This window comes from Thiobacillus thioparus DSM 505 (assembly GCF_000373385.1).
Taxonomy (GTDB): Bacteria; Pseudomonadota; Gammaproteobacteria; order Burkholderiales; family Thiobacillaceae; genus Thiobacillus; species Thiobacillus thioparus.
Map to the genome: position 1 here is coordinate 321,025 of NZ_KB891316.1, position 24,026 is coordinate 345,050.

Consider the following 24,026-nt stretch of genomic DNA (forward strand, 5'->3'; position numbering starts at 1 on the left):
CCCCTCCGGAATGCGTCGCACTTGGGCAACATGACACGCTGGCTGTTTCTCCTTCTCTGCCTGCTCCCCTTCGCCGCGTCGGCCGCGCCGCCGCTGGAACGCACGGTGGCGGTCACCTTCGATGATCTGCCCTTTGCCTCGGTTCCGACCGAGGACGACGGCTATCTCGAGGACATGACCGCCCGCCTGCTGCACAGCCTGCAGGCCGAGCATGTACCCGCAGTCGGGTTTGTCAACGAGGCGAAACTGACCCGCGACGGCATCCTGGATGCAGGTCGGGTCGGCCTGCTGCGCGTGTGGCTGCAGGCTGGCTTCGAGCTCGGTAATCACACTTTTTCGCACCTCTCGCTCAACCGGGTGCCACTCGCTGAGTTCGAGGCCGATCTGCTGCAGGGCGAAACCGTGACCCTCCCCCTCATGCAGCGCGAAGGCAAGACTCTGCGCTGGTTCCGCCATCCATTCCTGCACCAGGGGACGACCCCCGAAGTACGCGCGGCTTTCCGGGATTTCCTGACGGCGCATGGCTATGTCGTGGCCCCCGTGACCGTGAACAGCCCGGAATGGGTGTTCGCCGCTGCGTATGCCCGGGCGCAGGCGCAAGGCGACGAGGACGCGGCACGCCGCATCGGCGCCGCCTACGTGCCCTACATGCAGACGGTGTTCGCGCAGGCCGAGCAGCTGGCGCTCGACCTGTTCGGCCGCCCCATCGCCCACGTGCTGGTGCTGCACGCCAATTCGCTCAACGCGGATCACTTCGACGCGCTCGCCGACATGCTCAGGCAGCGCGGCTACCGCTTCGTCACGCTGGATGACGCGCTCAGGGATCCCGCCTACGCCGCGCCCCTGGGGGCCAGCGGCGCGGAAGGCGAATCCTGGCTCGAAGGCTGGGCCCGCCAGGCCGGCCTGCGGCCGCCGCTGCCACCACCCGTCCCGGGTTTTGTCACCCAGTGGGCCGGGACCGCCGCGCTACGCGGCTACTGACATGTCCTGGCGCATCACCCTCATGGCAATCGCGTCCGCCGTCGTGTGCACCACGGCCACCTTCGCCCTTGCCGCCGGCGGCGTGCGCAGCCTGGCGCACACGGCCGGGATCCATTTCGGCACGGCCGTGAACGTCGAGGCCCTGGGCACCGACGCCCCCTATTCCCGGCTGCTGGCGCGCGAGTTCGACCTCGTCACGCCGGAGAACGCGATGAAATTCTCCGTCATCCAGCCCGAACGCGGACGCTTCGATTTCTCGCAGGCGGATGCCCTTGTCGCATTCGCCGAAGCGCATGCCATGCAGGTAAACGGCCATGTACTGGTGTGGGATCAGCAACTGCCGGACTGGCTGACGCAGGGCCATTTCAGTTCCGACGAACTGAAGGCCATCCTGCGCGAGCACATCCAGACCGTCGTCGCCCGCTATCGCGGACGCGTGGCCTCATGGGACGTGGCGGCCGAAGCGGTCGGCGAAGACGGCAAGCCACGCGAGACCTTCTGGTCGCGCGGCATCGGCGCGGACTATCTGGCGCTGGCATTCCGCTGGGCACACGAGGCCGACCCGCAGGCGCGCCTGCGCTACAACGACTATGGCGGCGAAGGCGCCGGGGCCAAGTCGGACGGCATCTACACGCTGGTGGCCGGCCTGCGCACGCACCGCGTCCCGATCGACGCCGTGGGCCTGCAGATGCACGTGAGCCTGAACGACGCGCCCCGCCCCGAGGACGTGCGCCTCAACATGAAGCGCCTGGCCGCGCTCGGGTTGCAGACCGACATCACCGAAATGGACGTGATGCTGCCTCTGCCAGCGAGCCGCGCGGCTCTCAAGAAACAGGCTGTGCTGTATGGCGCCATGCTGCAGGCCTGCCTGGCCGTACCGCAGTGCCGCAGCTTCTCCACCTGGGGGGCGACCGATCGTTATTCGTGGATACCGGAATTCTTTCCCGGCCAGGGTGCGGCGCTGCTATTCGACGCATCCGGTCATGCGAAACCCGCATACTGGAGCATCAAGCTCGCGCTGCTAACTAAGGCATCTCACAAGCGTTAAAAACCGCAGGCAGGTAAATCCGGGAGTACGAAACCCGAGGTTTCAGTATTCAAGCTTTCTTCCATGACTGTCTGGTTCTCGGCCAGAGCCGCCAGTGGAACCAACTCAGTGGAATGGCTGTAATCGCACAATTTTCTACCCTTAGTATCGGCCTTGGACGTTGGGTATGTTTGAGTTACGGTGTCGGCGATGAAGCCGACAACTCGTTCAGAACAAGAAGTTTTTGCTGACCTAGCCGCGCTCTGTTGCCGGCCTGGCTACATCCATGCTGTCGCGCACATCTGCTTCCGGGACAATATCATCCTCCACTCGGGTGACATGAAGGAAGCCGATTTGAGGAAGATGTTCTCACCCTTGCGACTCATCCGAACGGAGATCAATACCTTGCTTGGCTTAATGGTCAAGGCTGAGATCGATTGGAGCCTGCCTACACCGAAGCTAGTGCAGGAGTACATGGATGCGACAGAGCAACTCCTTGAAGAGTTGCACCACTGTCTGTCTGGAGAGTTCTGGTCGGGTCTAACCAAAGAAGCTGTTGACAGCGGCTTCGATCCATTTGAGCGGGGGGCTGTACTGCGAGAGCCGATCTTCTACAGCGGGGAAGCGGCTTACAACTTCCAATACCTCGATTTGGCCGTCCGTAAATACGCGGCCGACGCGTCATGGCTCGAGGCAAACCGAGGCTTCACCATCGATCTGGCCTCGCGTGTCGCCAAAGCGGTTGAAGAGGTCCACGCCGACCACTTTGACGCAATTCGTGAGCACATGCGAAAGCAGCACCCTGACGAATGGACCATGCTTCCTCTATTCGCCTTCACTGCTGATGAGATTGCAGTGAAGGCGAAACTTGCTCCCGACGTGGTGGAACGGGTGCTTGGCATATTTGAATTGTCTTCTGCTGAACGCAATGCGGGGTTCAACGAGCTTCACGACTTCAACGTCATCACAGCCATGCCCCTGCTGCGGATGCCAAGCGGAGAGCTCCTATCACTCCAATCCTATTCGCTTGCCGAGGCCATTTACGAAGCGCCCTTTTACTGGATGGCCCAGGACAAGCTATATCTGCCAACGCTTACTAAAAACCGAGGCGGCTTCACTGAGACCTTTGTAGCTGAGCGCCTCGGCTTGGTCTTTGGTGACGATCATGTTCATTTGAACGTGGATGTTTTCGAGACCAAGGCGACGAAGGTTTCTGACATCGACGTGCTAGTCGTCTGGGGCAATCGGGTCGTCATCGTGCAGGCCAAATCGAAGCGCCTGACTCTGGAATCGAAAAAGGGGAATGACCAGGTTATCCGGGACGACTTCATGAAGGCAGTCCAGGCTGCTTACGCCCAGGGGGCCGCTTGCGCCAAGGTCTTACTCGGCAAGCCATACCGGCTGGCAACCGCAGACGGGCATACGGTTGAGCTACCAAGTGAGATCAAAGAAATCTACATCTTCTGTGTCGTCAGCGATCACTACCCAGCCTTGAGCTTTCAGACACGGCAGTTTCTGAAGACAGAATCGATCGATCGGGTTCAAGCACCGCTGGTTATGGACGTTTTCGCTGTGGATGCCATGACCGAAATGCTGCAGTCACCGCTACAGTTTCTCAGCTACGTGAACCGCCGTGCCAACTATGCTGAGCAACTCATGGCATCGCAGGAACTGACTATCCTTGGCTATCACCTGTCCAAAAATCTATGGGTGCAGCCTGATGTTAACCTGGTGTATTTAGGGGATGACTTTTCAGCCGGGTTAGACATCGCGATGGCCGTTAGACGTGCTGGCGTACAAGGGGCCGCAACGCCCGATGGCGTCCTGACACGGTTTGGAAAAACGACACTTGGTAAAGTAGTGAAGGAAATTGAGGCGCGACCAGACCCTGTAACTATCGACCTCGGCTTCATGCTCCTTGCAATGAGCGAACAAGCTGTAAACGAAATAAGTCGTGCTGTTGACAGGCTAGCTGCTCGGACGCGTGCAGATGGCGAGATGCATGACGCCACATTTGGCTTCAAGGAAGGTTTTGGGATTACCTTCCACTGCACCGATGAGCCTGCACAAGTGGCTGGCCCTCGCTTGAAGTCTTATTGCGTGCTTCGGAAATACCGGGAGAAGGCTGGGCGGTGGTTTGGGCTCTGCATGACCTCATCGGCGCCGGACGTAAGGTTTGGTGTCTCTTTGGTTTTTCCGTGGGTTCACGATGAGAACCTGGATGAAGAAACCAAAGGGATGCAGGCGCCTGTTCCTATCGATCAGGGTCTTGAAGCACTGATGGGAAGACGAAATCGGGCAAAGAAGACTGGCCGGAACGACCCTTGCCCCTGTGGCAGTGGACGCAAATTCAAGAAATGCTGCCTTGACTAAAGTTGATCCAAGCCTCCAATCAACCTAGTACATGGCACCCGTTGTTGCCGTACCAGAACCGCCGCGTCAGCTTTGAGGCTATCACCAGACACTTTTTCCTTGAATGCGATTGTCCGTTTTGGCCGATCACCAGTCACCCCACTGTCCCTGACTCGGCCAAACCGAACTCACAAGCTCGACTCAAAGGTCTTTACAGCGTTCTAGGCGATTCACGGTGGCCCTCGGTCGCCCAGCAATTTGAATTCGACCACGACCTCATCCTGCACTGCGAGAAACCCACCCAATACCGAGTAGGGTTGCACCCCAAAATCGGTTTGACGCAGGACGAACGATCCCGCGACCACCAGGTGCTCCGGCAAACCCTCAACGGCAAGAGGAATCCACATCACGTGCTGCTGGCCGTGCATTTCGATCTGCACCTTGGCGGCAAATTTGGGGGATTCCCCGGTGATCCGAAGCGAATGCACGCGAACAAAGGGGAATTTGTCGGCTTGTAGGTTATTCACGCCCAGCATGTGCTCACGCGCCCCTTTTATGGCCTCGGGAGACAGGATGGACGCGAAGGCGCTACCGAGAGTCGACCGGTACTTCGAATTGTCGATCTCCAGTTGGTCGAGACGAAATGCCAGATCAAATCGTCCGTTTGCCGCTCCGGTGGCCGGCAGGTAAAAAAACCCGACGAACCGGGGCGCGGAGAGGACATGATTGTGCCCCACTGCGGCAGCCCGGCCGCCACGAAACACATAGATTCGAACCGTCGATTGGCCCGGATCGAGAGTGAAGACTTTTCCACTCGCGCCACTCAACGCGGCATATTCGGTTTTCAATTCCGCCTGGCGGTCGCTCTGGGTGAGCGACGCTCCACTCGTTGGCGAAGCGGGCGATATGACGGTGCAGCTGAGCAGCGTTATGGTGACAGCTGCGCTGGAAAGAAAAGTCAGGATCTTCTTTAGATGCATGCTGGCTCCTTCAAGGTCCGGCAGTTCGTTGGATCTCCGCTAAATTCCGCGTTTCCGATTTGGAATCGGCGAACCATGAATTGTCCCAAGCCGGCCGGATACCGCTGAGCCTTAATCCATCAAGGGTGCGGCCCTCCATTTGACGGTTGTCCGCCCGCCGATGCATCTCCGACACCATACCCTCGAACTGACGCTTGATCTGGCGGCTGATCAAGAAATCGCCGATCAGCGGCGGCAGCCAGAAATCCGGTGTCATCCGGACCTGATAATCGATCCGGGTGTATGTTCCGTTGCCCTGCACCCGCACGACACCGTGGATGGCCAGATTGCCTGCCACCGAGTTGATGACAATGGATCCGTCGGGGGGATACATCACATCCAGGGTCGTGCGGGTTGGGTATTCCAGGAACAGGAGTCGCGCCACGCCTTCGATCTCCACGCGTTTTCTCCCGGCTCCGGCACTGATCAGACGGGCGGCAAGGATGTCTGGAACGAAGCGGGGCATGTTCTCGTAATCGTTCAACACGTCCCAGACCACTTCATGCCTTATCGGCAGCACCAGCGCCACGCCTACCTGGATAGCCTTGCCGTCGGCAACGCGTGCGGTATTCACGGTGACCTCGTCGGCAATGCTGTCGCCCGGGTTGGCGGCAAGACGGTCCCACTTAATCGCCGCCAAATCGTCCTTGGCCACGCTGTGTCCTTCCCCGTACAACCACTCGAGATCGAACTTCGCGCTGGCATCTGCTTGATCTGGCGGCGGTTGCCAAAGGTCGTATGTCTTGTGGTAATCGCCCACTGCATGCGCTGCTGTGCCATCTGCGCCCCCACCCCCCAGGGCGGCAACCAAAGCCGCTGCCAGTGGCACCCAGCCTGGAATTCTCTTTGCCATGTCCGGGTCGTCCTCGTATGGAAATCGGTGGCGCTGCCTTGTCGCGAGAGTCGTCCAGGGTGGCCAGGCCTTGGGCGGGTGCATCGCATCCTAAAGGCGCAACATCAAGGCGGATTTATCCCGTGCCATCACACGTGGATACGCTTGTCATGTGAGTAAACAGAAATGGATTGGGATTTATTCCCGAAGCGACGAAGATTTTTTTGGGAGGCGGTAGCAGGCAGTTCGATTTTCACGGCTACCCACAATTGGGGCGAACGGTCGTATTCTGATGGGCTGAGGGACGGAAGGACCTTAGCGTCCGGGAACGCCATACAACAAAACCACGCGTATTTATTGGTGCCGGGAGGGGGACTCGAACCCCCACAGTGTTACCACCGGCGGATTTTGAATCCGCTGCGTCTACCGATTCCGCCATCCCGGCAAAGGGGCCGGATGCGAACGCGTCCGGCGACAGAAGCCGCGCATTATCGCCGAATCGGACGGCCTGCCGCAAGGCGACCGTTATAATCGCGCCCCATGCGTGTTGCCGATTTCGATTTCGATCTCCCTGCCGACCTGATTGCCCAGTTTCCTCCCGCGGTACGCGGCGGCAGCCGGCTGCTGCACGTCGAGGCGACCGGTGCACTGCATGACCGCTGGTTCAGCGAGCTACCTGCGCTGCTGCGGCCGGACGATCTGCTGGTGATGAACGATACGCGCGTGATCAAGGCGCGGCTGTTCGGCCAGAAGGACTCCGGCGGCAAGGTCGCACTGCTGGTGGAGCGGGTCGTGGGCGAATTCGAGGCGCTGGCCTTCATCCGCGCCAGCCACGCGCCGAAACCAGGCTCGCACATCCATCTTTCCGAAGACACCCTCCTTGATGTGCTGACGCGGCAGGACGATCTGACGCAGCTGCGCTTTCCGCGCCCGGTGCTGGAGGTGCTGGACCAGTTCGGCCGGTTGCCGCTGCCGCCCTACATCGAACACGTGCCGACGGCAGACGACGAAGCGCGCTATCAGACCGTCTACGCCGACGAGCCGGGTGCGGTGGCGGCGCCGACGGCCGGCCTGCATTTCGACGACGCGATGCTGGCTGCGCTAAAAGAACAGGGGGTCCGTGCGGAACGGGTGACCCTGCACGTCGGCGCCGGCACCTTCCAGCCGGTACGGGTGGACGACGTGGCCGAGCATAAAATGCACAGTGAGCGCTACACGATCCCCCCGCAGACGGTCGATGCCATCACTGAGACCCGCGCACGCGGCGGCCGCGTGGTGGCTGTGGGCACCACCAGCCTGCGCGCGCTGGAAGCGGCCGCGCAGGCTGGTCGATTGCACGCAGGCTCCAGCGAAACCGACATCTTCATCACGCCGGGCTATCGATTCCGGGTGGTCGACACGCTCATCACCAATTTCCATCTGCCCCGCTCCACGCTGCTGATGCTGGTCTCGGCGTTTGCCGGCGTGGACACCATCCGCGCCGCCTATGCGCATGCCATCAAAGAGCGCTACCGCTTCTTCAGCTATGGTGATGCGATGTTTTTAGAGAAACGCCCCCCCGAATGAAATTCGATCTCCTCACCACCGACGGCGGCGCGCGCCGCGGCCAGCTCCAGCTCGCGCACGGCACCGTGCAGACGCCCGTGTTCATGCCGGTGGGCACCTACGGCACGGTGAAGGCCATGTCGCCGGCCGAACTCACCGATATCGGCTTCGAGATGGTGCTGTCCAACACCTTCCACCTGTGGCTGCGGCCAGGGCTGGACGTGATCGAAAAATTCGACGGGTTGCATCGCTTCATGGGCTGGGACAGGCCCATCCTTACCGATTCGGGCGGCTTCCAGGTGTTCAGCCTGGGCAAGCTGCGCAAGATCACCGAGGACGGCGTGAAGTTCGCCTCGCCGATCAACGGCGACAAGCTGTTCCTGACGCCGGAAATCTCGATGCAGATCCAGCGCACGCTGAATTCCGACATCGTGATGATCTTCGACGAGTGCACGCCCTACCCTGCCACCGAGCGCGAAGCGGCCGACTCGATGCGGCTCTCGTTGCGCTGGGCGGCACGTTCCAAGGCGGCACATGCCGGCAATCCCAATGCGCTCTATGGCATCGTGCAGGGCGGCATGTACGAAGGCCTGCGCAACGAATCGGCGCGCGAGCTGATCGCCATGGACTTCGACGGCTACGCCATCGGCGGTCTCTCGGTGGGCGAGCCGAAGGACGACATGACGCGCATCCTCGCCCACACCGCGCCGCAATTGCCGGCTCACAAGCCGCGCTACCTGATGGGCGTCGGCACGCCGTCCGACCTGGTCGCGGCAGTAACCCAGGGCATCGACCAGTTCGACTGCGTGCTGCCGACGCGCAACGCGCGCCACGGCATCCTGTTCACCCGGCGCGGCGAGATGCGCATCCGCAATGCGCGCTGGAAGACCGACACCGCGCCGATCGACGACGAATGCGACTGCCATACCTGCCGCCACTTCAGCCGCGCCTACGTGCACCATCTGATCCGTGCCAACGAAATCCTTGGTGCGCGGCTGGCAACGATCCACAACCTGCACTACTACCACCGGCTGATGGCCGGGATGCGCGCCGCGATCGAAGCGCATCGCTTTGCCGACTTCACGGCCCGGTTTCACGAGATGCAAACGCGTGGGTGGTAGAATCCCGTGGTTTTAACTGAATAGCCTTGATTCGGAGCGTTTACCCATGATTTCCCTTGCCCATGCACAAGCCGCCGCAGCGGCCAACCCGGGTTATGAGCAGTTCCTCCCGCTCATCATCATCTTCGTCCTGTTCTGGTTCATGCTGATCCGTCCGCAGATGAAACGCGCCAAGGAGCAGAAGAAAATGCTGACGGAACTGGCCAAGGGCGACGAAGTCGTCACTGCAAGCGGCCAGGTCGGCAAGATCGTCAAGCTCGGCGATCAATATGTGTCCCTGGAAATCGCCGACGGTGTCGTCACTCACGTACAGAAGCAATCGGTACAGACGCTGTTGCCCAAGGGCACGATCAAAGGCCTGTAAAGACGATGGGTTAGGCGCCAGGAGCCAGGATTGGCGGTTGGCCTGCGGCCACACAACCAACCCCTGGCCACCCGTTTTTCCCGACCCCTACTTCCTCGCTCTCCAATCCTCGCCTCCTAAAATGAACCGCTTCCCGCTCTGGAAATATGTATTCATCGGCATCACGCTGGTGATCGCCTTCCTCTACACCCTGCCCAATTTCTTTGGCGAAGTGCCTGCGGTGCAGATTTCCCCCGTCCGCACGACCGAAAAGGTCGACACGGCACTGCTGGGTCAGGTGGAATCCTCGCTGAAAGCCACCAATCTGGGCAATCAGGGGGTGGAGCTGGCGGGAAATAGCATCAAGGTCCGTCTGGCCAGCACCGACCAGCAGATCAAGGCCAAGGACGTGCTGCAGAACAGTCTGGGGGAACGCTATACCGTCGCGCTCAACCTGGTGTCGGCCTCGCCTGCATGGCTGTCGTCGATACACGCGCTGCCGATGTATCTGGGTCTGGATTTGCGCGGCGGCGTGCATTTCCTGCTTGAGGTCGACATGAAAGCCGCACTGGAAAAGGCGGCCATCCGCTACCAGAACGATTTCCGCACCGAACTGCGAGGCGACAAGATCCGCTACGGACGCATCAGCCGCGAAGGCAACGCCGTGACCGTACACTTTGCCACCCGCGACCAGCGCGATGCGGCCCTCAGCAAGCTGGGGAGCACGTTCACCGAGCTCTTCTTCGCCACTGATGACCAGGCCGAGGGCTTCACGCTGACCGCACGCCTGAAACCGCAGGCCGAAACCAAAGTGCAGGAATTCGCCCTGCAGCAGAACATCACCACGCTCAGAAACCGCGTCAACGAACTTGGCGTGGCCGAGCCCGTCATCCAGCAGCAGGGCGCCAGCCGCGTCGTGGTACAGCTCCCTGGCGTACAGGACACCGCCAAGGCAAAAGACATTCTGGGTCGCACGGCCACGCTGGAAATCCGCATGGTCGACGAACAGGCCGATCCGACCGCCATCCAGCAGGGGCAGGCCCCGTTTGGCGACGACATCGTATCCAGCCGCGACGGTGGGAAGATCGCCGTGAAGAAGGACGTGGTGCTGACCGGCGATTCGATCACCGACGCTTCGCCCGGCTTTGAAAGCACCAGCGGCCAGGCGGCCGTCCACATCAACCTGGATGGCAAGGGCGCACGCATCTTCAAGGATGTGACGCGCGAGAACGTCGGCAAGCGCATGGCCATCCTGCTGATCGAGAAAGGCGTGGCCGAGGCCATCACGTCGCCGGTCATCCGCGAGGAAATCGGTGGCGGCCGCGTACAGATCACCGGCATGGAATCCGCCCAGGAAGCCTCCGACGTCGCCCTGCTGCTGCGCGCCGGCGCGCTGGCCGCCCCGATGCAGATCGTGGAGGAACGCACCGTCGGCCCGAGCATGGGTGCGGAGAACATCAGCAAGGGCTTCCACTCCAACCTGTGGGGGTTCCTCGCCGTCACGCTGTTCATGGTGATCTACTACCGTATCTTCGGACTATTTTCCTCGATTGCGCTTGCCATCAACGGCTTCTTCCTGATCGCGCTGCTGTCGATGCTGCAGGCCACACTGACCCTGCCCGGCATGGCGGCGATCGCGCTTACGCTCGGCATGGCGATCGACGCCAACGTACTGATCAACGAGCGGATCCGCGAGGAGCTGCGCAATGGCGCCACCCCGCAGGCGGCGATCCACGCCGGTTACGAACGCGCCTGGGCCACCATTCTCGACTCCAATCTCACCACGCTGATCGCCGGCGTCGCCCTGTTCTGGCTGGGTTCCGGTCCGGTGCGCGGTTTTGCAGTCGTCCTGTGTCTGGGCATCCTCACCTCCATGTTCAGCGCCGTCACCGTGTCGCGCGCCATGGTCAATCTCACCTATGGCCGCCAGGCGCGGCTGGCCAAAGTCTCGATCTAAGGGCAACGCCATGCTGGAATTTTTCCCATTCAAGAAGAACATCCCCTTCATGAGCTGGGGGAAGGTGACGACGGCAATTTCGCTGCTCACTTTTCTCTTTGCGATCTGGGCACTGTGGGACAAGGGCCTGAATCTGGGCGTCGACTTCACGGGCGGTACCGTCATGGAAGTGCGCACCAGCCAGCCCGCCGATTTGCCGGCCATCCGGACGGTACTGGAAAACGCCGGCCTGACGGAAGTGTCGGTGCAGACCTTCGGCACCAGCCGCGACGTGCTGATCCGCTTGCCCAACAAGGGTGAAAGCAACGCTGCGGAAACCAGCAACCGCGTGATGACCGCACTGGCCGCCACCAACCCTGGGCTCGAATTGAAGCGCGTCGACTTCGTTGGCCCGCAGGTCGGCAAGGAACTCTACGACAACGGCGCACTGGCGCTGCTGGTGGTCGCCTTCGGCATCATGGCCTACCTGGCGATCCGCTTTGAATGGCGCTTTGCGGTGGCGGGGATGCTCGCCAACATGCACGACATCGTCATCATCCTCGGCGTGTTCGCCTTCTTTCAGTGGGAATTCACGCTCACCGTACTGGCCGGCGTGCTGGCGATTCTCGGCTACTCGGTCAACGAATCGGTGGTGGTGTTCGACCGGATCCGCGAAAACATCCGCAAGATGCGCGGCGCGACCATCCCGGACATCATCGACGACGCCATCACCCGCACCATGAGCCGCACCATCATCACCCACGGGTCGACGCAGATCATGGTGCTGTCGATGCTGTTCTTTGGCGGCGAAGCGCTGCACAACTTCGCGCTCGCGCTCACCATCGGCATCATGTTCGGCATCTATTCGTCGGTGCTGGTCGCCTCGCCACTGCTGCTGATGTTCGGCGTCAAGCGCGAGCACTTCATCAAGCCTGTGGAAAAGAAGGAAGAAGCGGTGGTGTGAGGTAAGTCGCAAGTGGTGAGTGGAGTTTCCACTTTCCGCCACCACTCACCACTTCCCACTCACCCCTCACCCCCATGCTCCAAGACTTCATCGCCTGGATCCTCGCCACCGTCCACGACTGGGGCTATATCGGCATCTTTATCCTGATGGCGCTGGAATCCACGGTATTGCCGGTGCCGAGCGAACTGGTCCTGATTCCGGCAGGCTACCTCGCTCACCAGGGTCAAATGAATATCGGGCTGATTCTGCTCACCTCCACTGTCGGCTGCCTGGTCGGTGCGTTATTCAATTACGCGGTAGCGATGTGGGTCGGGCGGCCTTTCCTCGAACGCTGGGGCCGCTACTTCTTCGTGCGCCCCGAACTGCTGCACAAGACTGACGCGTTTTTCGTCAAGCACGGTGCAGTGTCCACCTTTACCGGTCGCCTCATCCCCGGCATTCGCCACCTGATTTCCATCCCCGCGGGGCTCTCCCGCATGAATCTCGGCGCATTTGCGTCCTACACCAGCCTCGGCGCGGGGCTCTGGTCGCTGATTCTCACCCTGTTCGGCTATTTTCTGGGCGGCAACGAAGCCCTCATCAGGGAATATCAGCACTTCATCACTGCTGGCGTCATCGCATTTGTGGCGCTGATTATTGGTGGCTACGTGTGGTGGCAGAAACGCTGCTGAAAAGCGACCAGAGACAGTCGAGAATGTCCAGTTGTCGACGCTTCCGCTAGAGAACGTCAAGAAGACGATCCCACCGCCGTGACGGGTGCACCACCCATCACGTGCGTAAGCGAGTCTCGCTTCGTGATTCTCGAGCTGGCCAACGTCCTTGAAACGACACTCAAGGCCTCGTCACTTCTTCGTCCGATTCGGCTAGGCAGAAGGCTCCATCGGCCTTGAATGGTTGTCCGCTTTATCCGAGTCTTCATTTTCGGCATACGGGATGCCCTTCGCCACTCCGATGATGACGACATTCTCTTGCCGCTATTTTTATAATTTTTTTATTGGACCCCGGGTACCATGACCCTCCGGTTCAAGACTCTCAGCTCTCAAGTACCTTTATCGTGCGAATCAGGCCATATGGGCTTGGAATCTTTGGCTGTATAGCACTCACCCTGCTGATCGCCCCTCTGCGGACGGCCATCGATTTATCCAACATTGCTTTGCTTTATGTCCTCCTGGTGGTCGCAACGGCCGTCTGGTCGGGACGCGGTCCGGCTGTCGTGACGGCCTTGCTGGGGTCGCTGGCGTTCGCCTATGTCTTTGTCCCGCCCTACTTTTCCTTGGCCATTACCGAAATTCAGCACCTCATCACAGCCCTCATCATGCTGGGAGTGGCCTTGCTGGTGGGGCATCTGACCTCTACGTTGAAAAATCACGTCGAAGCCGCCAAAGTGCGGGAGCAGCATTCGCGAGCCTTGTATGTGCTGGCAAGCCAGCTCACCGCCGCGCAGACTCCGGCGGACGTGCTGAAGATCAGTAGTCATTTTCTGACGACATCGTTTAGCGTGGACGATGTCAGAATCTTCACACCTGACGCGTTCGACAATCTGCCGGCGCCATTAAGCCCAGCAGGCCTGGCTGACATCATCGCCAGCCGGAATCTCGCCATTGTGCCTGTTCCGGGTACCACGCGTGCTCTGACCGTTGTGCCTCTACGAGTGGCGAGAGGATTGCAAGGCGTCCTTGGTTTCGTTCTGGACGACGCGGACACGCTGACGGGCTATGCCCGGGAGTTGCTGGAAATCATGGCATCGGTGGTCGCGGTGGCCTTGGAGCGCATCCATTGCGCCGAACTCGCCAAGACGACTGAGGTGAAAATGGCCTCCGAAACCCTGCGCAGTACCATTCTTTCCGCGCTCTCCCACGACTTGCGCACCCCTCTTACAGCCCTGGTAGGAATGGCTGATACGTTGGCAGAGGGGCGGGCGACCGAGCCGGAAAAGCAGCGGGCCATGATTATTGCCATTCGCGACCAGGGCCTGACCATCAACCGGTTGGTCAGCAATCTCCTGGAAATGGCGCGCCTGCAGTCCGGGGCGGTCACTCTCAACAAGGCATGGCAGCCGGTGGAAGAGGTAATCGGCGCCAGCCTTCAGCAGATGCGGATGCAGCTCGATGGACATCCCGTCAAGGTCGAGATCATGTCGACGCTTCCTCCGGTCGAAATCGACTCCGTGTTGATGGAACGTGCGCTTTGCAATTTGCTGGAGAACGCCACGAAGTACAGCCCGCCTGGAACCGGGATCGATCTGTCGGCAGGGCAGATGAAAAATTGGCTGGAAATCGAAATTTGCGACCGCGGTCCAGGTTTGCCGGACGGCTGCGAAGCGGAAATCTTCGGCCTGTTCCGCCGCGGCCAGTGCGAATCGAACATCCCCGGCGTGGGGCTGGGCCTGGCCATTGTTCGCACGATCGTTGAAGCGCATGGAGGGCGCGTCGATGCGGAAAACCGCAGCGACGGCGGCGCCTGCTTCAAGGTTCGTCTGCCGATGGAAACGCCTCCCCTTGTCGCCGAACTGGAGGCCCAGGCATGAGCGAAGACATGCGGATTCTGGTAGTCGAGGACGACCGGCACATCCGGCAATTCGTTGCCTCTGCCCTGGAGAGCGAAGGCTACCGCGTTGCGATGGCCGGTTCCGCCCGCCAGGCCGGCATTGAACTGGGGTTGCGCCAACCCAGTCTGATCGTGCTTGATCTCGGGCTGCCCGATCAGGACGGAGTTGAATTCATCCAGGATTATCGGGGGTGGTCCGCTGTCCCTATCCTGGTGCTCTCTGCACGCTCGTTGGAGACCGAGAAGGTGGCGGCGCTCGACGCCGGCGCCGACGACTATCTGACCAAGCCCTTCGGCGTATCGGAATTGTTGGCGCGAGTCCGTGCCCTGATGCGTCGCCGCAGCGCCGAAAACGAGCAGGATCAGCCGCTGATCCATTTCGGCGATTTTGAAATCGATTGCGTCGGACGCATGGTGCGGCGTAAGGGCGAGGTTGTCCATCTGACCCAGATCGAATACCGCCTGTTACTTTGCCTGGCCACGCATCCCGGGCGGGTGATGACCCATCGCCAGCTGCTTGCCCAGGTCTGGGGCGCCCAGGCGGTGGAAAGCCATCAATACCTCCGGGTCTATGTCGGTCATCTGCGCCAGAAGATCGAATCCGACCCCACCCAGCCGCGCCACATTCTCACCGAGACCGGCGTCGGCTATCGCTTCCAACCCTGACCTCGCTTATCCGCCATGCATATCGTCGTTTGCATCAAGCAGGTTCCGGACAGCGCTCATATCCGCGTGCATCCGGTCACCAACACCATCATGCGCCAGGGGGTGCCCGCCATCATCAATCCCTACGACCTGTTTGCCATCGAGGCAGCCCTGCGCTTGAAGGATCAACTGGGAGGCCGGGTGACAGTGATGAGCATGGGACCGACCCAGGCCGAACCGGCCCTGCGCAAGGCCATTTCCCTGGGCTGCGACGAGGCCATCCTGGTTACCGATCGCATCTTCGCGGGCGCCGACACCTTGGCCACGTCCTACGTCCTCGCTTCAGCCATCCGCACCCTGGACAAGGAAATGCCGGTCGGCCTGGTGTTCACCGGCAAGCAGACCATCGACGGCGATACCGCCCAGGTCGGCCCGGGCATCGCCAAGCGGTTGGACATGCAGCTGCTGACCTATGTTTCGCGCATCGTCGAGGTCGATCCGGCGCAGCGGCGCATCGTCGTGGAACGCCGTGCCGAAGGCGGTGTGCAGGTTCTGGAAACGGCCATGCCAGCGCTGATCACCATGCTGGAAGGCAGCAACGAGATCCGCTTCGCCTCGACGCCCGGCATGTTCCGCGCGGCACGGGCGACCATCCGCCACTGGGATCGCAATGCCGCCGGCATCGAGGACATCAAGCTGGTGGGGCTGAAAGGCAGCCCCACCATCGTCAGCCGCGTCTTCGGGCCGGCGGCGCGCGCCGAAAAGGCCAAGCCAATTCCATTTGACCCTGCCGACCCGGATAGCTGCGCAAACAATCTGCTGGAGCGCCTCCTCAACGAAATGCCGAAAGTCCGCAAGGAACTGGAGCAACGCCGTTCGGACACGCAATAACCCACACTCTCCGCCATGTCAGCCACGCCAACCACGAAACCCGTCAAGAAACGCAAGATCAAACTCGACGAACACCTGCTCGCCTATCGCGGCGTCTGGGTCTTCGTCGAGAGCGAACGCGGACACGTTCACCCCGTATCCTGGGAACTCATGGGACAGGGGCGGCGACTTGCCGACCAGTTGCAGGTGGAACTCTGCGCTGTCGCCATGGGCGCACCGGGACCGGAACTCGACACCCATTGCGAGGCATCTTTCCACTATGGTGCGGACCGCTGCTACCGGGTCGCCAGCCCGGTGCTGCGGGATTACCGTAACGAGCCCTATACCCAGGCGCTGACGCAACTGGTCAACGCCCACAAGCCGGAGATTCTCTTCCTGGGCGCGACCACGCTGGGCCGGGATCTGGCCGGCTCGGTGGCCACCACCTTGAAGACCGGCCTGACCGCCGATTGCACCGAACTGGCGATCGACCCGGAAGACCGCTGCCTGCTGGCTACGCGACCCACCTTCGGCGGCAGCCTGCTGTGCACCATCGCCACGCTCAACTACCGGCCTCAGATGGCGACGATACGCCATCGCGTCATGCCGATGCCGGAACCGCAACCGGAGCGCCGCGGCTTGATCGTCGATTTCGAGCCTGGCCTGGTGGAGGACAGCATCGTCACCAAACTCCTCGATTTCCTGCCCGACGCGCTCGGCGACAAACAGCACTTGCCTTATGCCAAGATCGTTGTCGCGGGCGGCAAGGGCCTCGGCAAGGCGGAAAATTTCCGGCTGGTATGGGATTTGGCCGGGGTGCTGGGCGCCGAGGTAGGGGCCACCCGCGCCGCCATCCACGCCGGCTGGATCACGCCCGACCGCCAGGTGGGGCAGACCGGCAAGACGGTGCGCCCCGCACTCTATATCGCAGCGGGTATCTCGGGCGCCATCCAGCACCGGGTCGGAATGGAAAGCTCTGACTGTATCGTCGCCATCAACAATGATGCCAATGCTCCCATTTTTGATTTCGCCCACTATGCCCTGGTCGGCGATTGCGTGAGCGTACTGCCTGCCCTGACCAAGGCCTTCGCCAGCTACCTGGGCAAACCCTTCAAGGAAGCCACATGAGCGAAAAGTTCGACGTCATCGTGGTGGGCGCCGGCCCCGCCGGCAACGCGGCGGCCTACACCCTCGCCAAGGCGGGGATCAATGTCCTGCAGATCGAACGCGGCGAATACCCCGGCTCGAAAAATGTCCAGGGCGCCATCCTGTATGCCGATGCCTTGGAACGGCTGATCCCCGATTTTCGCGACAGCGCGCCCCTGGAACGGCACATCATCGAACAGCGCATGTGGGTACTCGACGAGGATTCCTACATCGGCGGTCATTACCGCTCGGCCGAGTTCGCGCGGCCCCCGCACAACCGCTACACCATCATCCGCGCCCGTTTCGACAAGTGGTTCTCCGATCAGGTGCAGAAAGCCGGTGCCCTGTTGCTATGCGAGACCACGGTGAAGGCCCTGCTGCGTGACGTGCAGGGCAAGGTCATCGGTGTCGAGGTGGATCGCGAGGACGGCCGGATCTACGCCGATGCCGTCATTCTGGCCGACGGCGCGAATTCCCTGGTCGCCACCCGAGCCGGACTGCGTCAGGACATACGCGCGGAGACGGCGGCCTTGGCGGTGAAGGAAGTCATTTTCCTGCCCAAGGAAACCGTGGATGCGCGCTTCAACCTGAGCGGCCAGGAAGGTGCCGTGATCGAGATGCTGGGCAGTATTTCACAGGGCATGGTGGGCACCGGTTTCCTCTACACCAACAAGGATTCGATCTCCATCGGCATTGGCTGCATGCTTTCCGATCTCAAGCGGCAACACCTCGCCCCGGTGGAACTGCTGGAACGGATGAAAGCCCATCCGGCCATCGCGCCGCTCATCGCCGGCGGCGAGCCGCGCGAATATGCCGCCCACCTCATTCCCGAGGGAGGCTACGACGCGCTGCCGCAACTCTACGGCGAAGGCTGGATGCTGGTCGGCGACTCGGCCGGCTTCGTCAACGCCGTGCACCGCGAGGGTTCGAATCTCGCCATGACCAGCGGCCAGATGGCGGCCGAGACCCTGATCGAACTGTTACGGGAAAAGCGACCGGCGACCGCGGCCAACCTGGCCCGCTATCGCGCGCGGCTCGACGCCAGTTTTGTCATGAAGGATCTGAAGAAATACCGCCGCCTGCCGGAGACGCTCGACCGCCAGCGCCAGTTCATCAACGATTATCCCGCCCTGCTCAATCAGGCCGCTCACACCATGCTCCGCGTCGATGGCATGGACAAGCGCCACAAGGAGAAGGAAATTTTCAACGCCTTCCGCGAACGGCGTTCGCTTCTGGGCCTGCTGGGCGATGCCTACCACCTGTGGCGGGCCACCCGCTAGGAGAACCACATGCCGTCCAATGTCCAGGCACAGGTCGAGAAAAAGCTCTATCTCAACCGTTATCGGGTCGATGCTGGCCGACCGCACATCAAGATCAAGGATGCCAACGTCTGTGCGACCCGCTGCACGGCCCAGCAATGCGTGGTCTGCTGCCCGGCCGGTTGCTGGAGCAGAGAGTCGGGACGCGTCAGCCTGATCACCGACGGCTGTCTCGAGTGTGGTACCTGCCGTATCATCTGCGACGAGTTCCACAATGTCGACTGGGATTATCCCCGCGGCGGTTTTGGTATCCTCTACAAGTTCGGATAAGGCGTTGCAGCCAGAAAAAATAATGAACCAGCCTCACCCGGCAAACAGCACGACCCGAGCGCTCGCCCTCGGCGCCCTAGGCGTCGTCTTCGGCGACATCGGCACCAGTCCGCTCTACACCATGAAGGAAGTCTTCAGCGGGCATCACCTGGCACTCAGCCAGGACAACATTCTAGGCATCCTCTCCCTGATTTTCTGGGAACTTATTCTGGTCGTTTCCGTGAAGTACGTCGGTATCATGATGCGTGCCGACAACAAGGGCGAGGGCGGAATCCTGGCCTTGCTCGCTCTCGTTCAGGGACAAGCCCCGCTGGCATCGCGTAGCCGCTGGATCCTGATGTCATTGGGCTTCCTGGGCGCCTCGTTTTTCTTCGGTGACAGCCTGATCACCCCGGCCATTTCCGTACTCTCCGCCATCGAGGGCCTGGAGATGGGGACGCCCGCGTTGCACCCCTTCATCGTGCCGCTTGCGCTAGGCATCCTCATCGGACTGTTCGTCATTCAGCGTCAAGGAACCAACACGATAGGCAAGTTGTTCGGCCCGGTCATGCTGGCCTGGTTCGGGGTGCTGGGCGTGCTCGGAACGCTCAGCATCCTCCAGCATCCCCAGGTTCTCGCCGCCCTGCTGCCCATCCACGCCGTACATTTCTTCGCCGCACACGGTACGGCGAGTTTCTTCATCCTTGGTGCGGTCGTCCTGGCGATTACCGGCGCGGAAGCCTTGTATGCGGATATGGGGCATTTTGGCCGCCGCCCCATCCAGTTGGTCTGGTTCGCCTATGTCCTGCCGGCGCTGGTGCTCAACTACTTCGGCCAGGGCGCACTGCTGCTCGCCAACCCGGAGGCACTCCGCAACCCGTTTTATCTGCTCGCGCCGGAATGGGCGCTCTACCCCATGATCGGCCTGGCCACCGCGGCGACCGTGATCGCCTCCCAGGCCGTCATCTCGGGCGCGTTCTCGGTGACCCGCCAGGTCATCCAGATGGGCTATGCGCCGCGCCTGATCATTCGCCACACTTCCGCCACCGAAGTGGGTCAGATCTATATCCCCTTTGTGAACTGGGCCTTGGCGGTCGGCATCGCCCTGCTGGTATTGGTCTTCCGGAGTTCGAGCAACCTGGCCGCCGCCTACGGCATCGCCGTAACCGGCACCTTCGCCATCAGCACCATCCTGATGTTCATGGTCATGCGCGTGCGCTGGGATCTCGGTCTCGGTGTAACCTTGGCCGGCCTGATGGTCTTTCTCACCATCGACCTTGCTTTTTTCGGCGCCAATGCAGTCAAGATACCGGACGGCGGCTGGTTCCCTCTGGCAGCTGCCCTGCTGGTTTTTACCCTGCTGGTGACCTGGAAGAGCGGCCGTGAGATTGTGCTGGAGCGCTTGCGGGAAACTGCGCAGCCACTCGCCCCTTTCGTGGAAATGCTTCTGGCGCATCCACCGGTTCGTGTGCCGGGAACCGCCGTATTCATGACTGCCGATGCGAACGGGGCACCCTCAGCCCTGCTGCACAACCTCAAGCACAACAAGGTGCTGCACGAACGTGTGGTGATCCTGAATGTGCGCTATGCCGAAGTGCCGTATGTCCCTGCCGACAGACGGCTGGAGATGTCACAACTGGCCGAGGACTTCTACCACGTCGTCATCCGCTACGGGTTCATGGATGACATCGACATTCCCAAGGCCTTGTCGAAATGCCCCTGTGGCATGCAGTTTGATCTGATGGATACCACTTTCTTCTTCAGCCGGGAGAACCTGATCCCCACGCGAGGCGAGGGCATGATGCTCTGGCGCGAACATCTTTTCGCGACCATGGCACGCAACGCTGCCAGCCCCATGACCTTTTTCCAGATCCCCGCCAACCGGGTGGTCGAACTCGGTGCCCAGCTTGAGATATGATCGACACCGCGACTACTTTGGATAGCTGTTCAAATTTCTGAGCAGCCGCCAGCGTCGGCCAGCCTTGGCTCCACCTTCACCGCGTAGCCGATTCCGACAGTGCGCGGTACATCGCGCTGCCGGCGGGGCTGGCGCGCATGAATCTCGCCGTGTTCAGCTTCCACACCAGACCGGTGCCGGAATCCGGGTCACCATCCTGGCCGTGCTGGAGTATACGATCAGGCGATCCGCTGCAATCTGCATATCATCACCCTCATCCTGCTGGACGCCGTCGCGGTCATCGTGCTGCAGTACATGCGCCTCAAGCTGAAGAAGAAACTGCTGCGCCAAGGAAAGTCCGTTGACTGAAAAGGCAGTGGTGAAGCAGCCCGTAGAGAAGGCACCTCAAGCTGGCCGATTGTTCGACAGGCTGTTTTCGGTGAAATAACTGATGCGGGTGCGCGGGTCGAGGTAGGCGATCACCGCCACATCCAGTTCCGCAGGACGCAGGGTTTTGACCACGGAGAGTTCGGGCGCTTCGCGCATGTCCAGCCATAAGGCTTCTTCCTTGGGCACATCGGGATCGTAGATCAATAACGAAGGGTGCAAGAGCCGGCCCGGATTGACGCTCATGATCAGGCCAATCTGGCCATTGTTCAACTGCACGACGCTACCGGGCGGATAGATCCCCATGCAGCGAACGAACAGCTGCAGCAAGACCGGATCGTATTTGCCCGGTTCCTTCTTGAACATGAAGGCAATGGCCTCGGCTGGCGTCATGGACTCCGCCGGGTTGATACGGTTGCAGTAATGGTCGAAGGCATTGGCAATGCAGGCAATACGGGGCAGCCGCCCGATCTGCCCGCCCGCGAGTCTGCCCGGATAGCCACTGCCGTCGAGCAGTTCATGGTGCATGGCAATGACGTTCAGTGCGGCGACAGGCATGCCGGGCAGGCGTTGCGCCATGTCGATGCCATACGCCACGTGCTGCTGGTAGAAGCTGAGCTCGGCTTTCGTCCAGGGGCCTTTATTCAGAAGAATCTGGCTGGGTATCTTTTCCCTGCCGATATCGTGCAGTAGCGTGCCGAGTCCCAGCGTGCGCATTTCCTCGACACCCAGTTGCGCTTCCTTTGCCAGCACCAGCGACAGCATCGTGACATTGAGGGCATGGTAGTACGCGTTTTCGTCCCCTGCCTTGGTATTCACCAGATGGAGCGCAACGTCCTTGTCTGCCAGCATCGAGTCCACCATGTCCGATACCAGTGTCTGCGCTTGCTGGACCGATTCATCCGGGCGGGAAAAGAGGTTGCGCAACAACGACTTGACGGTTGAGGCTCCGGTAGCGAACTGTCGTTCGCAGCGCCCGAGTGCCTCGCGTTGGCGCGAAAGCTGCTCCCGCCGTTTCCTTTTTTCTGCCCACATCGCTTCCATTTCCGGATCTGGCGGCAATGGGGGCGGCGGCAAGGCACTCGCTTTGGGCGCCGGCAAAGGGGGGAAATCACTTTTGCTGCTGTCGTAGAACACATGCGAAATCCCGAGGGAACGCAACTGCTGCAATTGTTTTTCGCTGCGAATCTTGAAGCTGCTGAAAAGAAAAGGATGATCCGTCCAGGAATCCAGCCGGATGTACAACCCCACTCTTATCTGCTCGATGCCTATGCGTTGTTCCAGCTCGTTCATTGGTCAAACGATCCTGCAGCCTGTTCGCCTGTCACCCTCTGCATCCACGATCATGAAGGGCAGACGAAGCCATCAGCCTGCGGCCTCCACCATCAATCGCTTCATCTCGGCCACCGCCTCCTTCCAGCCGACGAACAGCGCCTGCGCCACGATCGCGTGGCCGATGTTGAGTTCGTGTATGCCGGGCAGTGCAGCGATAGGCTGGACATTGTGATAGGTGAGACCATGGCCGGCGTTCACCGTCAGCCCGATGCTGCGGCCATAGGCAACGGCCATGCGAATGCGCTCGAATTCGGCGATGCGCGCTTCGTCGGTCTCCGCGTCGGCATAATGCCCGGTATGAATTTCGACCACCGGCGCGCCGGCCGCATGGGCCGCGTCAAGCTGGGCGAAATCGGCGTCGATGAACAGTGAGACACGGATACCCGCATCGCCGAGCCGTTTGCAGGCAGCAGCCATTTTCTGCATCTGGCCCTTGACGTCGAGCCCGCCTTCGGTCGTGAGTTCCTCGCGCTTTTCCGGCACCAGGCAGACGTCCTGCGGCCGGGTAGCGACGGCGATCGCGAGCATCTCCTCGGTCACCGCCATCTCCAGATTCATCTTGGTTTTCAATACCTGGCGCAGAATCGCCACGTCGGCATCCTGGATGTGGCGGCGGTCTTCGCGCAGGTGCAGCGTGATCGAATCGGCGCCGGCGGTTTCGGCCGCGAGCGCCGCCTCGACCGGGCTGGGGTAGCGGGTCTTGCGCGCCTGGCGCAGGGTGGCGATATGGTCGATGTTGACGCCGAGGAAGATGCTCATTGTGTCAGTTCGGTGAGTTCGCGTAACAGCTGGCGAGTATAAAGCGGCTTCGCGCCCAGCGTATGGTTGATCAGGGTGCGCATCAGCGCCTTGGCCTCGACCAGTGTCGCCGGCCGCTCGAAGCGGTCAGTGGCCAGGTCGATCAGGGTCTGGCCGGACACCGGGCAGCCCGGCTGTCCGCTCGCCTGCAGGGCGCCACGCTCGGGTTGAAACACATAGCGCACCTGCGCCTGCACCGGTGCACCGCTGTCGGCATCGACGTCGAAGGTGGCGCCATAGCCGATTTCGCTCAGCAGGTTTTTTTCGAAGCGCCGCAATATGCGCTCCAAGTAAGTGGCACGTTCGTAATCGGATCTGCCGGCCTCGCCGGCCAGTTGCTCGAGGGTGGCGACATAGCGGTCATACAGCGTCTCGTGCGCATCACCGCGTGCAAGCAGGCGCAGCAGCAATTCGTTGAGATAAAAGCCGCACATCAGCGCGCGCCCCTGCGGCGCCAGCAAGCCGCCCTGCCATTCTGCGGCATGCAGGGTTCTCAGTTCGGACTTGCCGAACCACGACAATAGCAGCGGGGTGAAGGGCTGCATCAGCCCGCGCAGGGTCGAAGTCGGGCGCCGGGCGCCGCGCGCAATCAGTGCCACCCGCCCGTGGTCGCGCGTGAACACTTCCGCCACCACGCTGGTTTCCTTGAAAGGATACGTGTGGAGGACGAAACCGGGTTCGTTGTTGACGCGCGCGTCTGCGGACATCGCCCA

The 24,026-nt window shown here is 61.2% G+C and carries 21 protein-coding genes and 1 tRNA gene; 16 read left to right on the forward strand and 6 right to left on the reverse strand.

Features of this window, described 5'->3' with window-relative positions:
* The first annotated feature begins 30 nt into the window (after positions 1-30).
* From B058_RS16245 to B058_RS18235, 3 genes are all read left to right on the forward strand, one after another.
* The gene (locus tag B058_RS16245) at positions 31-981 is read left to right on the forward strand and encodes a polysaccharide deacetylase family protein (protein ID WP_040723387.1); all 951 of its coding nucleotides are present in this window, start codon (positions 31-33) and stop codon (positions 979-981) included.
* Between the two features lies 1 nt (position 982).
* Positions 983-2,029, forward strand: coding sequence for an endo-1,4-beta-xylanase (locus B058_RS0101680; protein WP_018506732.1), 1,047 nt, complete (start codon positions 983-985; stop codon positions 2,027-2,029).
* A gap of 189 nt (positions 2,030-2,218) precedes the next feature.
* Positions 2,219-4,381, forward strand: coding sequence for a YecA family protein (locus tag B058_RS18235; RefSeq protein WP_018506733.1), 2,163 nt, complete (start codon positions 2,219-2,221; stop codon positions 4,379-4,381).
* A gap of 209 nt (positions 4,382-4,590) precedes the next feature.
* On the opposite strand, the gene B058_RS0101690 is transcribed toward B058_RS18235, so the two are convergent.
* From B058_RS0101690 to B058_RS0101700, 3 genes are all read right to left on the reverse strand, one after another.
* A complete protein-coding gene (locus B058_RS0101690) occupies positions 4,591-5,340 on the reverse strand; it encodes a YceI family protein (RefSeq protein WP_018506734.1) in 750 nt (249 codons plus the stop codon).
* A gap of 10 nt (positions 5,341-5,350) precedes the next feature.
* Positions 5,351-6,232: an SRPBCC family protein gene (locus B058_RS0101695; protein WP_157265463.1), complete on the reverse strand. Its 882-nt coding sequence runs from the start codon at positions 6,230-6,232 to the stop codon at positions 5,351-5,353.
* A 337-nt stretch (positions 6,233-6,569) separates the two neighbouring features.
* Positions 6,570-6,656, reverse strand: a tRNA-Leu gene (locus tag B058_RS0101700).
* 95 nt (positions 6,657-6,751) lie between these two features.
* Here B058_RS0101700 and queA point away from each other — a divergent pair.
* From queA to B058_RS0101765, 13 genes are all read left to right on the forward strand, one after another.
* Complete coding sequence (queA, locus tag B058_RS0101705) at positions 6,752-7,777, forward strand: tRNA preQ1(34) S-adenosylmethionine ribosyltransferase-isomerase QueA (RefSeq protein WP_018506736.1); 1,026 nt, start codon at positions 6,752-6,754, stop codon at positions 7,775-7,777.
* Positions 7,774-8,877 carry a tRNA guanosine(34) transglycosylase Tgt gene (tgt, locus tag B058_RS0101710; RefSeq protein ID WP_018506737.1) on the forward strand — a complete coding sequence of 368 codons (1,104 nt, stop codon included), beginning with the start codon at positions 7,774-7,776 and terminating at the stop codon, positions 8,875-8,877. The genes queA and tgt overlap by 4 nt, the downstream gene beginning before the upstream one ends.
* Before the next feature lie 46 nt (positions 8,878-8,923).
* Complete coding sequence (gene yajC, locus B058_RS0101715) at positions 8,924-9,241, forward strand: preprotein translocase subunit YajC (RefSeq protein ID WP_018506738.1); 318 nt, start codon at positions 8,924-8,926, stop codon at positions 9,239-9,241.
* 121 nt (positions 9,242-9,362) lie between these two features.
* A complete protein-coding gene (gene secD / locus B058_RS0101720; RefSeq protein ID WP_018506739.1) occupies positions 9,363-11,177 on the forward strand; it encodes a protein translocase subunit SecD in 1,815 nt (604 codons plus the stop codon).
* Positions 11,178-11,187: 10 nt separating this feature from the next.
* On the forward strand, positions 11,188-12,120 hold the full coding sequence (gene secF / locus B058_RS0101725; protein WP_018506740.1) for a protein translocase subunit SecF: 933 nt from the start codon (positions 11,188-11,190) through the stop codon (positions 12,118-12,120).
* Between the two features lie 74 nt (positions 12,121-12,194).
* Positions 12,195-12,791, forward strand: a complete 597-nt coding sequence (locus tag B058_RS0101730; RefSeq protein ID WP_018506741.1) for a DedA family protein — start codon at positions 12,195-12,197, stop codon at positions 12,789-12,791.
* A 383-nt stretch (positions 12,792-13,174) separates the two neighbouring features.
* Complete coding sequence (locus B058_RS0101735) at positions 13,175-14,647, forward strand: DUF4118 domain-containing protein (protein WP_051081996.1); 1,473 nt, start codon at positions 13,175-13,177, stop codon at positions 14,645-14,647.
* Positions 14,644-15,333, forward strand: a complete 690-nt coding sequence (locus B058_RS0101740; protein WP_018506743.1) for a response regulator — start codon at positions 14,644-14,646, stop codon at positions 15,331-15,333. Before B058_RS0101735 ends, B058_RS0101740 begins: the two co-directional genes overlap by 4 nt.
* Positions 15,334-15,348: 15 nt before the next feature.
* Positions 15,349-16,203: an electron transfer flavoprotein subunit beta/FixA family protein gene (locus B058_RS0101745; protein WP_018506744.1), complete on the forward strand. Its 855-nt coding sequence runs from the start codon at positions 15,349-15,351 to the stop codon at positions 16,201-16,203.
* A 15-nt stretch (positions 16,204-16,218) separates the two neighbouring features.
* A complete protein-coding gene (locus tag B058_RS0101750; RefSeq protein WP_018506745.1) occupies positions 16,219-17,310 on the forward strand; it encodes an electron transfer flavoprotein subunit alpha/FixB family protein in 1,092 nt (363 codons plus the stop codon).
* Positions 17,307-18,608: an FAD-dependent oxidoreductase gene (locus B058_RS0101755; protein WP_018506746.1), complete on the forward strand. Its 1,302-nt coding sequence runs from the start codon at positions 17,307-17,309 to the stop codon at positions 18,606-18,608. Before B058_RS0101750 ends, B058_RS0101755 begins: the two co-directional genes overlap by 4 nt.
* Positions 18,609-18,617: 9 nt before the next feature.
* Positions 18,618-18,917, forward strand: coding sequence for a ferredoxin family protein (locus B058_RS0101760; RefSeq protein WP_018506747.1), 300 nt, complete (start codon positions 18,618-18,620; stop codon positions 18,915-18,917).
* 22 nt (positions 18,918-18,939) lie between these two features.
* The gene (locus tag B058_RS0101765; protein ID WP_018506748.1) at positions 18,940-20,814 is read left to right on the forward strand and encodes a potassium transporter Kup; all 1,875 of its coding nucleotides are present in this window, start codon (positions 18,940-18,942) and stop codon (positions 20,812-20,814) included.
* A 384-nt stretch (positions 20,815-21,198) separates the two neighbouring features.
* On the opposite strand, the gene B058_RS0101775 is transcribed toward B058_RS0101765, so the two are convergent.
* From B058_RS0101775 to recO, 3 genes are all read right to left on the reverse strand, one after another.
* Entirely contained in the window at positions 21,199-22,473 is a 1,275-nt protein-coding gene (locus tag B058_RS0101775; protein WP_018506750.1) for a cyclic di-GMP phosphodiesterase, read from the reverse strand.
* A 72-nt stretch (positions 22,474-22,545) separates the two neighbouring features.
* Complete coding sequence (pdxJ, locus tag B058_RS0101780) at positions 22,546-23,274, reverse strand: pyridoxine 5'-phosphate synthase (RefSeq protein ID WP_018506751.1); 729 nt, start codon at positions 23,272-23,274, stop codon at positions 22,546-22,548.
* Positions 23,271-24,020 carry a DNA repair protein RecO gene (gene recO, locus B058_RS0101785; protein ID WP_018506752.1) on the reverse strand — a complete coding sequence of 250 codons (750 nt, stop codon included), beginning with the start codon at positions 24,018-24,020 and terminating at the stop codon, positions 23,271-23,273. The genes pdxJ and recO overlap by 4 nt, the downstream gene beginning before the upstream one ends.
* Between the last annotated feature and the right edge of the window lie 6 nt (positions 24,021-24,026).

Bases quoted from the DNA above. Each gene is read 5' to 3' on its own strand.
- B058_RS0101775 (WP_018506750.1), bottom strand. From the start codon at position 22,473: ATGAACGAGCTGGAACAACGCATAGGCATCGAGCAGATAAGAGTGGGG.
- B058_RS0101750 (WP_018506745.1), top strand. From the start codon at position 16,219: ATGTCAGCCACGCCAACCACGAAACCCGTCAAGAAACGCAAGATCAAA.
- B058_RS0101760 (WP_018506747.1), top strand. From the start codon at position 18,618: ATGCCGTCCAATGTCCAGGCACAGGTCGAGAAAAAGCTCTATCTCAAC.
- tgt (WP_018506737.1), top strand. From the start codon at position 7,774: ATGAAATTCGATCTCCTCACCACCGACGGCGGCGCGCGCCGCGGCCAG.
- secF (WP_018506740.1), top strand. From the start codon at position 11,188: ATGCTGGAATTTTTCCCATTCAAGAAGAACATCCCCTTCATGAGCTGG.
- yajC (WP_018506738.1), top strand. From the start codon at position 8,924: ATGATTTCCCTTGCCCATGCACAAGCCGCCGCAGCGGCCAACCCGGGT.
- B058_RS16245 (WP_040723387.1), top strand. From the start codon at position 31: ATGACACGCTGGCTGTTTCTCCTTCTCTGCCTGCTCCCCTTCGCCGCG.
- recO (WP_018506752.1), bottom strand. From the start codon at position 24,020: ATGTCCGCAGACGCGCGCGTCAACAACGAACCCGGTTTCGTCCTCCAC.
- B058_RS0101755 (WP_018506746.1), top strand. From the start codon at position 17,307: ATGAGCGAAAAGTTCGACGTCATCGTGGTGGGCGCCGGCCCCGCCGGC.
- B058_RS0101680 (WP_018506732.1), top strand. From the start codon at position 983: ATGTCCTGGCGCATCACCCTCATGGCAATCGCGTCCGCCGTCGTGTGC.
- B058_RS0101740 (WP_018506743.1), top strand. From the start codon at position 14,644: ATGAGCGAAGACATGCGGATTCTGGTAGTCGAGGACGACCGGCACATC.
- queA (WP_018506736.1), top strand. From the start codon at position 6,752: ATGCGTGTTGCCGATTTCGATTTCGATCTCCCTGCCGACCTGATTGCC.
- B058_RS18235 (WP_018506733.1), top strand. From the start codon at position 2,219: ATGAAGCCGACAACTCGTTCAGAACAAGAAGTTTTTGCTGACCTAGCC.
- B058_RS0101690 (WP_018506734.1), bottom strand. From the start codon at position 5,340: ATGCATCTAAAGAAGATCCTGACTTTTCTTTCCAGCGCAGCTGTCACC.
- B058_RS0101745 (WP_018506744.1), top strand. From the start codon at position 15,349: ATGCATATCGTCGTTTGCATCAAGCAGGTTCCGGACAGCGCTCATATC.
- pdxJ (WP_018506751.1), bottom strand. From the start codon at position 23,274: ATGAGCATCTTCCTCGGCGTCAACATCGACCATATCGCCACCCTGCGC.
- secD (WP_018506739.1), top strand. From the start codon at position 9,363: ATGAACCGCTTCCCGCTCTGGAAATATGTATTCATCGGCATCACGCTG.
- B058_RS0101730 (WP_018506741.1), top strand. From the start codon at position 12,195: ATGCTCCAAGACTTCATCGCCTGGATCCTCGCCACCGTCCACGACTGG.
- B058_RS0101695 (WP_157265463.1), bottom strand. From the start codon at position 6,232: ATGGCAAAGAGAATTCCAGGCTGGGTGCCACTGGCAGCGGCTTTGGTT.
- B058_RS0101765 (WP_018506748.1), top strand. From the start codon at position 18,940: ATGAACCAGCCTCACCCGGCAAACAGCACGACCCGAGCGCTCGCCCTC.